This window comes from Ralstonia sp. OTU4908 (genome assembly GCF_038440115.1).
Classification (GTDB): Bacteria; Pseudomonadota; Gammaproteobacteria; order Burkholderiales; family Burkholderiaceae; genus Ralstonia; species Ralstonia pickettii.
Genome location: NZ_JASATD010000066.1, coordinates 1 through 10680 on the forward strand (window position 1 = coordinate 1; position 10680 = coordinate 10680).

General features: G+C 65.5%; 7 protein-coding genes and 2 riboswitches. Of the genes, 1 reads left to right on the top strand and 6 read right to left on the bottom strand.

Features of this window, described 5'->3' with window-relative positions; genetic code table 11:
* Nucleotides 1–49: 49 nt before the first annotated feature.
* The 6 genes from AAHM38_RS24780 to AAHM38_RS24805 all read right to left on the bottom strand — a co-directional run bounded on the left by AAHM38_RS24780 (nucleotide 50) and on the right by AAHM38_RS24805 (nucleotide 8237).
* Nucleotides 50–1426 carry an L-serine ammonia-lyase gene (locus AAHM38_RS24780; protein ID WP_015855920.1) on the bottom strand — a complete coding sequence of 459 codons (1377 nt, stop codon included), beginning with the start codon at nucleotides 1424–1426 and terminating at the stop codon, nucleotides 50–52.
* A 96-nt stretch (nucleotides 1427–1522) separates the two neighbouring features.
* On the bottom strand, nucleotides 1523–2641 hold the full coding sequence (locus AAHM38_RS24785) for an alginate lyase family protein (protein ID WP_015855919.1): 1119 nt from the start codon (nucleotides 2639–2641) through the stop codon (nucleotides 1523–1525).
* Nucleotides 2642–2803: 162 nt separating this feature from the next.
* Nucleotides 2804–5743 (bottom strand): aminomethyl-transferring glycine dehydrogenase, encoded by a 2940-nt coding sequence (gene gcvP / locus AAHM38_RS24790; protein ID WP_015855918.1) that lies wholly within the window; start codon nucleotides 5741–5743, stop codon nucleotides 2804–2806.
* Between the two features lie 84 nt (nucleotides 5744–5827).
* A complete protein-coding gene (gene gcvH, locus AAHM38_RS24795) occupies nucleotides 5828–6208 on the bottom strand; it encodes a glycine cleavage system protein GcvH (RefSeq protein ID WP_015855917.1) in 381 nt (126 codons plus the stop codon).
* Nucleotides 6209–6255: 47 nt separating this feature from the next.
* Entirely contained in the window at nucleotides 6256–7383 is a 1128-nt protein-coding gene (gene gcvT, locus AAHM38_RS24800; protein ID WP_015855916.1) for a glycine cleavage system aminomethyltransferase GcvT, read from the bottom strand.
* 129 nt (nucleotides 7384–7512) lie between these two features.
* Nucleotides 7513–7640: riboswitch (glycine riboswitch) on the bottom strand.
* Between the two features lie 12 nt (nucleotides 7641–7652).
* Nucleotides 7653–7750: riboswitch (glycine riboswitch) on the bottom strand.
* A gap of 160 nt (nucleotides 7751–7910) precedes the next feature.
* Nucleotides 7911–8237, bottom strand: coding sequence for a hypothetical protein (locus tag AAHM38_RS24805; RefSeq protein WP_015855915.1), 327 nt, complete (start codon nucleotides 8235–8237; stop codon nucleotides 7911–7913).
* A 273-nt stretch (nucleotides 8238–8510) separates the two neighbouring features.
* Between AAHM38_RS24805 and AAHM38_RS24810 the strand changes: the two genes are divergently transcribed.
* Entirely contained in the window at nucleotides 8511–10631 is a 2121-nt protein-coding gene (locus tag AAHM38_RS24810; RefSeq protein ID WP_015855914.1) for a UvrD-helicase domain-containing protein, read from the top strand.
* Nucleotides 10632–10680 lie beyond the last annotated feature (49 nt).

Sequence of the window (10680 nt, forward strand, 5' to 3'; positions counted from 1 at the left end):
TGAAAGGGGGGCGGACCACCAACGCAAAAACCAAAACCCAAACCAAATATCAACACTCCACAATATTCACCGCCAACCCCCCGCGGGCGGTCTCCTTGTACTTCGTCTTCATATCCGCCCCCGTCTCGCGCATCGTCTTGATCACGGAGTCCAGCGAAACATAATGCGTGCCGTCCCCACGCAACGCCATGCGCGCCGCATTCACCGCCTTCACCGACGCCATCGCATTGCGCTCAATACACGGAATCTGCACCAGCCCGCCGACCGGGTCGCATGTCAGCCCCAGGTTGTGCTCCATGCCAATCTCAGCAGCGTTTTCCACCTGCGCGGGCGAGCCGCCGAGCACCGCAGCGAGTGCGCCCGCCGCCATTGAACACGCCACACCGACTTCGCCCTGGCAGCCCACTTCCGCGCCCGAGATCGACGCATTCATCTTGTAAAGCATGCCGATCGCGCCAGCAGTGAGCAGGAAGTCCACCACGCCGTTGTCCTTCGCGCCGGGCACGAAGCGGTCGTAGTAATGCATCACGGCCGGGATGATCCCGGCTGCGCCGTTGGTCGGCGCCGTGACGACGCGCCCGCCTGCGGCGTTCTCTTCGTTCACGGCAATCGCATACAGGTTCACCCAGTCGATCACCGACAGAGGGTCGGACAGCGTGCGTTCTGCCTGCACCGTGAGCCGCGAATACAACTCGGCCGCGCGGCGGCGCACATGGAAGGGGCCCGGCAGTTCACCTTCCGTGCGGCAGCCGCGCGCGACGCACGCCTGCATCACGTGCCAGATGTTGAGCAGGCCGGCTCGCACTTCGGCTTCGCTGCGCCATGTCAGTTCGTTTTCGAGCATCAGCCGGGCGATGGATTTGCCCGTCGATTCGCACATCGCCAGCAGTTCTTTGCCGCTGCGGAACGGATGCGGCAATTGGTCATGTGCGGCCAGCACCTGCGTGTTCGGTGCGCCAGCGGTGACGACAAAGCCGCCGCCGACCGACAGATAGCGCGCTTCGCGCAGGCGCTCGCTTGCTGCATCGAAGGCGTGGAACTTCATGCCGTTCGGATGCTCGGCCATCGCCTCGCGGCGGTAGAAGGCGATGTGCTCCTTCTCGGTAAAGCGCACCGCGTGACGGCCCAGCAGCGACAGCGACTGTGAGGCGCGCAGCGCCGCGAGCTTGGCGTCGATGGTGTCTGGGTCGATCGTGTCCGGCGCCTCGCCCATCAGGCCGAGGATGACGCCGCGATCGGTGCCGTGGCCCTTGCCGGTGGCGCCGAGCGAGCCGTACAGCTCCACGCGCACGCTGGCGACTTGCGGCATCAGCCCATCGGCTTCGAGGCCCGAGGCGAACATCAGCGCGGCGCGCATCGGCCCGACGGTGTGCGAGCTGGACGGGCCGATGCCGATCTTGAAGAGGTCGAAAACAGAAACAGCCATGGGGTAAGGCTCCGGGGGCGTTAAAGGGGGCAAGCGGCTTGTGGCCACGTGCGCCAGGTTGTTGTGTACGGCGCTGTCAGGTCAACGCCTCGCCAGTCAACGGGCTGCGCACAGCGCCAGCCAGTCGGGCGCGCTCGCGGCGAGCCGTTCGGCCAGCGTGCGGTATTTCGGGTCCAGTCGCGCAGCCTGCCAATACAGTGTTCCGGCGCTTTTCGGCTCCCACATGCCGGAGAAGCCGGGCAGGCCCGCATCGGCTCGCTTCCTGTCGAAGGCAACGTGCGAGCGGACGTATTCCTCGTGCGTACGGCTGCCGTCGGCATACGGCACGAGCCAATCCACGGCGGCGGCGAGCGTGGCGCCGTTGGCTGCGCGTTCATGTAGCCACTGCTGGCCGAAAGGCTGCACGGCAATCGCGGCCATCGTCAGCGGCTCGAGGTCGTAGACGACGTAGTGGAGTGCGTCGCGGTCCTCAAAGTCTTCTACCGACCCGTCCGGACGCACGTTATTGGCGAGCTGTTGCAGGAACAGGCGATGCACCTGCGCGACCAGCGCCTGATCGCCCAGCGCGGCGGCCGACAATGCCATCAGCTTGACGCGGTGGCTCTGCCAATTATTTACCCACGTGTTGGACAGCGGCTGGCGCGCCGACTCGGTGCGGGCGATATAGCCCTCGGCCAGCGTGCGCAGGAAGCGTTGCGTCTCTGCGCGTGTGCCGGGCGTCAAGCCGTCGCGCGCCAGCGTGTACGCCTGGATCAGCGCATCGAACTTTGTCTCGTCGATCGGGTTGAAGCTCGGTACATACGTGCCGACCCAGGCGTGCAGAAAGATGTCGACCTGCTCGGCGAACCGCGTGTCGCCGGTGAGGCGCCATGCCATTGCTGCGTCGCGCATGACCGGAAAGTCACGCGCGGCCGCTACCGATTCGTCGTAGATGCCCTGGTGCGGCAGCGTGCCTTCGGTATGCAGGCGGGGCAGTGGGTGCGGTGTCTGCTCGAGATGCTGAGTAGCGCGGGCGATCAGCTTTCCTGCAGCAGGTTCGCCGGACACCGCAGGCGAAACGCTGCACCAATCGCGAGCCGGCCCGGTCGGGTTGTGCGCGCCGGCGTATACCGATGCCGCAGCCCCCGCCTGTATCGGCGAGCACGCGCCGCATACCGCGACAGCGGCAGCACACGCAAGCAGACGGAAGAGCGGGGCAGGTTGAAGCATCGGCATGGCAGGGTCTCGTCGCTCGGGTGAACTGTCGTCACCATAAACGGCGAGGCACGCTGAAAACAGCGGTTGTGAGAGCAGGTTACAGGGATTGCGCCACGTTACATGTGACACGGCGGCGGAGCATGCCGCCCCGCCGCCGCGTTCATCTCACTTCGAGGGGCATCAATCCTGCGCGTACTCGCTCATCGGTACGCAGGCGCAGAACAGGTTGCGGTCGCCGTAGACGTTGTCGGCGCGGCCGACCGGCGGCCAGTACTTGCGCGCGCGCAGCGATGCGACCGGGTAGGCGGCCTGCTCACGCGTGTACTTGTGCGACCAGTCATCGGCCATCACCACGGCTGCGGTGTGCGGTGCGTGCTTGAGCGGATTGTCTTCGCGGTCGAATTCGCCCGAGATCACCTTGTCGACTTCGCCACGGATGGCGATCATCGCGTCGATGAAGCGGTCCAGTTCCACCTTGGGCTCGCTTTCGGTCGGCTCGATCATCAGCGTGCCCGGCACCGGGAAGCTCATCGTCGGCGCGTGGAAGCCGAAGTCCATCAGGCGCTTGGCGATGTCTTCGTTGCTGATGCCAGATTCCTTCTGCAGCGGGCGGATGTCGAGAATGCACTCGTGCGCCACCAGGCCGTGCGCGCCCGTGTAGAGCACCGGGTAGTACGGCGCGAGACGCTTGGCCACGTAGTTGGCCGACAGGATGGCCGTCTCGGTGGCGGCCGTCAGGCCCGCCGCGCCCATCATCGCGATGTACATCCACGAGATCGGCAGGATCGACGCCGAGCCGAAGGCTGCGGCCGACACGTTGCCGATGTTCTGGCTCGCGTCTTCCCCCGAAGCTGCGCGCCCCGGAAGGAACGGCGCGAGGTGCGCGCCCACGGCCACCGGACCGACGCCCGGGCCGCCGCCGCCATGCGGAATGCAGAACGTCTTGTGCAGGTTCAGGTGCGAGACGTCGCCGCCGAAGTGGCCCGGCGCGGCCGTGCCGACCATGGCGTTCATGTTCGCGCCGTCCACGTAGACCTGACCGCCGTGGCTGTGCACGATCTCGCAGACGCGCTTCACGCCTTCCTCGAACACGCCGTGCGTGGACGGGTAGGTGATCATGATCGCCGCGAGGTTCTTGCTGTGCTCGGCGGCTTTCTTCTCCAGATCGGGCAGATCGACGTTGCCGCGCTCATCGCACGCCACGACAACGACCTGCATGCCGGCCATCTGCGCCGATGCCGGGTTCGTGCCGTGCGCCGACGACGGGATCAGGCACACATTGCGGTGCGCTTCGCCACGGCTGGCGTGGTAGGCGTGAATGATCAGCAGACCGGCGTATTCGCCCTGCGAGCCGGCATTCGGCTGCAGGCTCACGGCGGCGTAGCCGGTGGCGGCGCACAGCATCTGCTCGAGCTGGTCGATCATCTCGCGGTAGCCGACGGTCTGGTCGGCCGGCGCGAACGGGTGGATGTTCGAGAACTCGGGCCACGTCACCGGCAGCATTTCTGCGGTGGCATTGAGCTTCATGGTGCACGAGCCCAGCGGGATCATCGTGCGGTCGAGCGCGAGGTCCTTGTCGGCCAGGCTGCGCAGGTAGCGCAGCATTTCGTGCTCGGAATGGTGCGCGTTGAACACCGGGTGCGTCAGGTACGCGCTCTGGCGGATGAGCGAGGCCGGATACGCATCGGTGACGCCCGCTTCGGTCTGGTCGAAGTCCGGTGCGGCGGCGTGGGCGGCATGCGCGAAGACTTCCCACAGCGCCACGACATCGGCGCGCGTGACGGTCTCGTCCAGCGAGATGCCCAGTCGCGCATCGTCGATCTGGCGCAGGTTGATACCGTGCGCCTGTGCTGCGATGTGCAGGTTCGCGGTGCGCGGGCCGGTGGCGACGGTCAGCGTGTCGAAGAAGGCGTCGGCTTCCAGCGTGTAGCCGATCGCGCGCAGGCCGGCGGCCAGCGTGGCGGTCAGGCGGTGCACGCGCTGGGCGATGCGCTTCAGACCTTGCGGGCCGTGGTAGACGGCGTACATCGACGCCATCACGCCCAGCAGCACCTGCGCGGTACAGATGTTCGAGGTGGCCTTCTCGCGGCGGATGTGCTGCTCGCGCGTCTGCAGCGCGAGGCGGTAGGCCGGGTTGCCTTGCGCATCGATCGTCACGCCGACCAGTCGGCCGGGCATCGAGCGCTTGAACGCATCGCGCACGGCCATGTAACCGGCGTGCGGGCCGCCGAAACCGAACGGCACGCCAAAACGCTGCGTGTTGCCGATCACGACGTCGGCGCCCCATTCGCCCGGCGCGGCCAGCAGCGTGAGTGCCAGCAGATCGGCGGCGGCCACGACCAGACCGCCGGCGGCGTGCACGGCATCGGTCAGGGCCTGGTACGTCGCCAGATCGCCCAGCAGCGCACCGTTGGCGCCCGGGTATTGCAGCAGCACGCCGAACGCGTCGTGCTTGGCCGCGTCGGCCGCCGGGCCGGTCACCACTTGCACGCCGATCGGCTCGGCGCGCGTGCGCACGACTTCCAGCGTTTGCGGCAGCACGTCGTCGGCCACGAAGAACACGGTCGACTTCGACTTGCCGATGCGCTGCAGCAGCGTCATGGCTTCTGCAGCGGCGGTCGCTTCGTCCAGCATCGACGCATTGGCGATGTCCATCGCCGTCAGGTCGATCACCATCTGCTGGAAATTCAGCATCGCCTCCAGGCGGCCCTGCGAGATTTCCGGCTGATACGGCGTGTAGGCCGTGTACCAGGCGGGGTTCTCGAGGATGTTGCGCAGGATGACGCCCGGCGTATGCGTGCCGTAGTAGCCCTGGCCGATCAGGCTCTTGACCACGCGGTTCTGCCCGGCGATGCCGCGCAGCTTGGCCAGCGCCGCTTCTTCGGTCAGCGGCTGCGTGAATTCGCCCAGCGGCATGCCGTCCTGGCGGCGGATGGCCGGCGGAATCACGGCGTCGATCAGCGCGGCGCGGCTGGGGTAGCCCAGCGTGGCCAGCATGGCGGTCTGCTCGTCGGCAGACGGGCCGATGTGGCGGTGCGAGAAGGCGTCGCGCGCCTCCAGGTCAGCCAACGTCGGGCGTTCGGCGGCAAGCGCCGAGGAAGCGGGGTGCGGAGCGTTCATGGCAAGGGCTCGAAATTCAGGCGATGCAAGCAATGGCCTATGCGCTGCGCAGGTCAGGGCGCGCGCACCGGCCGGAGGACCGGCTTAGCCGATCTTGGCTTCGTAATCAGCAGCCGACATCAGGGCGTTCACGTCGTCGGCGTTGGTCGGCTTGATCTTGAACAGCCAGGCCTCGTAGGCGCCTGCGTTCACGGATTCCGGCGCGCCGGCGGCATCTGCGTTGTTGGCGACGATCTCGCCGGCCACCGGGGCGAAGATGTCGGAAGCGGCCTTGACCGACTCCACCACGGCAATCGCTTCGTCCTTGGAGACGGCGCGGCCGGCTTCCGGCAGCTCCAGGAAGACGATGTCGCCGAGCTGTTCCTGCGCGAAGTCGGTAATGCCGATGGTCAGCGTGCCGTCGGCTTCAACGCGGATCCACTCGTCGTGTTCGGTGTACTTCAGATCGGCGGGGACGTTGCTCATGAAAAGGTTCTCCGGAAAATGGGTATTGGGGGATGCAGATTCGGTGTTCAGCTGACCAGCGCCTTGCCATTGCGCACGAACGGCAGTTTAACCACAGTCGCGGTCAACTTGCGGTCGCGAATTTCGACCTGTACGTCGGTGCCAATGGTCACGTCCTTGGGCAGGCGCGCCAGTGCGATGGAGAGCGACAGGCTCGGGCTGAACGTGCCGCTGGTGATCTCGCCGTCACCGGCGGCGGTGATGACTTTCTGGTGGGCGCGCAGCACGCCGCCCTTGTCGCGCAGGATCAGGCCGACGAACTGTTCGCGTTGGCCGCCAGCCTGCAGCGCGGCCTTGCCTGTGAAGTCGCGTTCGCTTTGCAGGTCGACCGTCCAAGCGAGGCCGGCGTCGAGCGGCGAAACGTGCTCGTCCATATCCTGGCCGTAGAGGTTCATGCCGGCCTCCAGGCGCAGCGTGTCGCGCGCGCCCAGGCCTGCCGGGCGCACGCCGGCCTGCAGCAGGCGTTCCCACACGCCTGCGATCTGCGCGGCCGGCACGACCAGTTCGAAACCGTCCTCACCGGTGTAGCCGGTGCGTGCCACCATGATCTCGCCCACGTTTTCCACGGTGACAAAGCCCGCGTTGAAGGGCTTGAGCGCCTCGCCCACGGCCTGCGTGCCGGGCAGCGCGGCGTAGGTCTTGGCGCGCGCATTCGGGCCTTGCACGGCCAGAATGCCCAGCGGCTCGGCGCCCGCGTTGTTGTCGGAGCGGCGCGGCGTGATGGTCACGTCGGTGCCGGCGGCCGCGTTCTGCGCGACGATCCATTCCAGGTCCGTCGGTGCGGTGCCGGCGTTGACGACCAGGCGGAACCAGTCTTCGCGGAAGAAGTAGACGATCAGGTCGTCGATCACTCCGCCCTTGGGGTTCAGCATGCAACTGTAGAGCGCCTTGCCGGGGGTCTGCAGCTTGTCGACGTTGTTGGCGAGCAGCCCTCGCAGGAAGTCGCGCACACGCGCACCGGTGAGGTCGACCACGCACATGTGCGAGACGTCGAAGACGCCGGCGTCCTGGCGCACGGCGTGATGTTCTTCGATCTGGGAGCCGTAGTTGACGGGCATGTCCCAGCCGCCAAAGTCGACCATGCGGGCGCCCAGCGAGCGGTGGATGGCATTGAGCGGCGTGTGTTGGAGCGTCATGGAATCTCTCGGCAGAGGCGCCGCCACTGTGGCCGGGCGCGGCGCGTTATTCGGGACCAGAAAAACAAAAAGGCCACCCGCGCAGCCTGATGCCTCATGGTGACGCCATGAAGATCAACAAGCTGCGCAGATGGCCCCTCTGTCCTTGGTACCTGAGAGATTGCGAAGCGGGGCGCATAGCGGTGCGCGCCGTTCGTGAGCCCCTTCGGTGGGCGCCCGCAGTGGTCGTGCGGCGCCAGCTCTCCAGAGTGCGGTCGGACGCATGTCCGCCGATCCGCCCGGTCCTGGATGCCTGAGAGTTTTCGGGTGCTACCCCTTCGGCGGCGCCTTGCCGTGTATGGCCGGCACGCTCTCCCGGATGGATGGGCGGAATTTACGGAAGGGGGATGGGATTGTCAATCAGGACAAATCGATGGCGAATTTTGGCGGCCACACAGCCAAAAACGGCCACACCCTCGGGGCGCTGGCGGGGCCGCCAACCCAAAGCGTGTGGCCGGAGTGCGGGTGTTGGCTAGTCGCGCTTTGACTTACTTGCCGATTTGGCGACTGACCTGGTTTTCCTGCTGGTTCAGCGTGCGCTGTTCCTGCTTGGTGATGTGCCCACCGTTTTGCGAGGCCATGTCGCGCTCTTCCTGGCGAATCTGGCGGTCTTCCTTGTGCAGCTGGCGCGCCTGGCCCCTGGTGATTTCGCCTTCCTTCACCTCGTTGTGGATGCGCTTGTTCTGGTTGGCGAGGCGGTGGTTGACCTCGGCGCGGCGCGGGTGGTTCTTTTGCCATTGCGTCTGGGCGAAGGCGCCGGTGGTGGCGGACAGGGCGACGGCGGTTACAGCCAGGATCTTGACGATGCGGTTCATGGTTTCTTCCTCCGGTGGGCGGCTGACCGATTCAGCCGCTGTCCTGTCCATAACGGCACGTTTTGGCTCCGGGCTGACCGTCATCGTGTAACGGGGCGTAAGCGGTGTAACGGCCGGAAGCAAAGCGAGGGGCGCAAACGCGTGCGGTGCGGTATTGGCACCTCCGACGGCGCCCCGGCAAACGGCTTTTCATCGGCTCAATCGATGCAAAGGCGCCGTGCTACCATCGTCGTCCGCTGTCGTTCCCGCCTGCTTTTTCTTCCGCCTGTTCCCATGTCTTCCGGTCTCGTCCACGGGCTCAATGCTGCCCAATCCGAAGGTGTGCATTACCTCGACGGCCCATGCCTGGTGCTGGCCGGGGCGGGCTCGGGCAAGACGCGCGTGATCACGCAAAAGATCGCGCACCTGATTCTCGACAAGGGCTTCGAGCCCAAGCACATCGCCGCGGTGACGTTCACCAACAAGGCGGCCAAGGAAATGCAGGAGCGCGTGGCCAAGCTGATGGACGGCGAGACGCGCGAAGACGGCAAGCGCATTCCCATCAAGCAGTTGACGGTCTGTACGTTCCACTCGCTGGGCGTGCAGATCCTGCGGGCGGAAGCCGAGCATGTCGGCCTCAAGCCACGTTTCTCGATCATGGATTCGGACGATTGTTTCGGCATGATCCAGGAGCAGCTGGCGACCACCGACAAGCAGTTGATCCGCCGCGTGCAGAGCACGATCTCGCTGTGGAAGAACGGTCTCGTCGATCCGGACACGGCGATTGCCGAGGCGCTCGCCAACAACAACGTCGATGACCACCAGGCGGCGCTCGTCTATCGCAACTACGTGGCGACGCTGCACGCGTATCAGGCGGTGGACTTCGACGACCTGATCCGCATTCCCGCCGAGCTGTTCGCGCGCAATGAAGAGGTGCGCCTGAAGTGGCAGAACCGTCTGCGCTACTTCCTCGTCGATGAATACCAGGACACCAACGCCTGCCAGTATCAGCTGCTGAAGCTGCTGGCGGGCGGCTCGCACCTGCGTGCGCCGGCCTTTACGGCCGTGGGCGACGACGATCAGGCCATCTACGGCTGGCGTGGCGCCACGCTCGACAACCTCAAGCTGCTGCAGACGGATTTCCCGAACCTGAAGGTGATCAAGCTGGAGCAGAACTACCGCTCCACGGTGCGCATTCTGAATGCCGCCAACGCGGTCATCGCACAGAACCCGAAACTGTTCGAGAAGACGCTGTGGAGCGAGCACGGCATGGGCGACGCGATCAACGTGACCAGCGCCAATGACGAGGAGCACGAAGCGGAAAGCGTCGTCTTCAAGCTCTCTGCCCACAAGTTCGAGCGCCGCGCGCAGTTTCGGGATTACGCGATCCTGTATCGCGGCAACTTCCAGGCGCGCCTGTTCGAGCAGATCCTGCGCCGCGAGCGCATTCCGTACGTGCTCTCGGGCGGGCAAAGCTTTTTCGACAAGGCCGAGATCAAGGATCTGTGCGCGTACCTGCGGCTGATTGCCAACGCGGATGACGACCCCGCCTTCATTCGCGCCATCACCACGCCCAAGCGCGGTGTGGGCAATGCGACGCTCGAAGTGCTGGGTTCGTTTGCCGGGCAGGCCAAGGTGTCGCTGTTCGAGGCGGCGATGATGGGCGGCATCGAAGCGCAACTCGCGCCGCGCCAGCTCGAGCCGCTGCGCGTGTTCTGCGAATTCATCGTGCGGCTCTCGGACCGCGCCGCCAAGGAGCCCGCCGCCACGCTGCTCGACGAGATGATGGAAGGCATCCATTACGAGGCCTACCTGTACGACACCTACGACGAGCGCCAGGCCCAGAACAAGTGGACCAACGTGCTGGAGTTTCTGGACTGGCTCAAGCGCAAGGGCACCAAGCCCGAAAAGGATGACGACGAAGAGGCCGCCGGTTTCGACAATGCCGATGGCTTGATGGACGCCGGTAAAAACCTGCTGGAACTCACGCAGACCATCGCGCTGATCAGCATGCTCGAAGGCAAGGAAGAGGACCCGGATGCGGTGCGCCTGTCCACGCTGCACGCGAGCAAGGGGCTGGAGTATCCGCACGTGTTCCTGGTCGGCGTGGAAGAGGGCATCTTGCCGCACTGCCGCGAAGACGATGAGTTGACCGACGAGAAGATCGAAGAAGAACGGCGGTTGATGTATGTGGGGATCACGCGGGCGCAGCGCAGCCTGCATATCAGCTGGTGCAAGAAGCGCAAGCGGGCGCGGGAGACGGTGGTGTGCGAGCCGTCACGCTATATCGCTGAGATGAAGCTTGGAGAGGATGCCGGGCCGACGCCGGAGGACACCATGCCGGCGATGTCGCCGAAGGATCGGCTGGGGGCGTTGAAGGGGTTGTTGGCGGCTAAGAAACCTGTGGCTTCGTGAGGGGGTTTTGGTTTTTGGTTTTTGGTTCTTGGTTTTGGTGCATCCCTTG

Bases quoted from the DNA above. Each gene is read 5' to 3' on its own strand.
- AAHM38_RS24785 (WP_015855919.1), bottom strand. From the start codon at position 2,641: ATGCCGATGCTTCAACCTGCCCCGCTCTTCCGTCTGCTTGCGTGTGCT.
- AAHM38_RS24810 (WP_015855914.1), top strand. From the start codon at position 8,511: ATGTCTTCCGGTCTCGTCCACGGGCTCAATGCTGCCCAATCCGAAGGT.
- gcvT (WP_015855916.1), bottom strand. From the start codon at position 7,383: ATGACGCTCCAACACACGCCGCTCAATGCCATCCACCGCTCGCTGGGC.
- AAHM38_RS24780 (WP_015855920.1), bottom strand. From the start codon at position 1,426: ATGGCTGTTTCTGTTTTCGACCTCTTCAAGATCGGCATCGGCCCGTCC.
- AAHM38_RS24805 (WP_015855915.1), bottom strand. From the start codon at position 8,237: ATGAACCGCATCGTCAAGATCCTGGCTGTAACCGCCGTCGCCCTGTCC.
- gcvH (WP_015855917.1), bottom strand. From the start codon at position 6,208: ATGAGCAACGTCCCCGCCGATCTGAAGTACACCGAACACGACGAGTGG.
- gcvP (WP_015855918.1), bottom strand. From the start codon at position 5,743: ATGAACGCTCCGCACCCCGCTTCCTCGGCGCTTGCCGCCGAACGCCCG.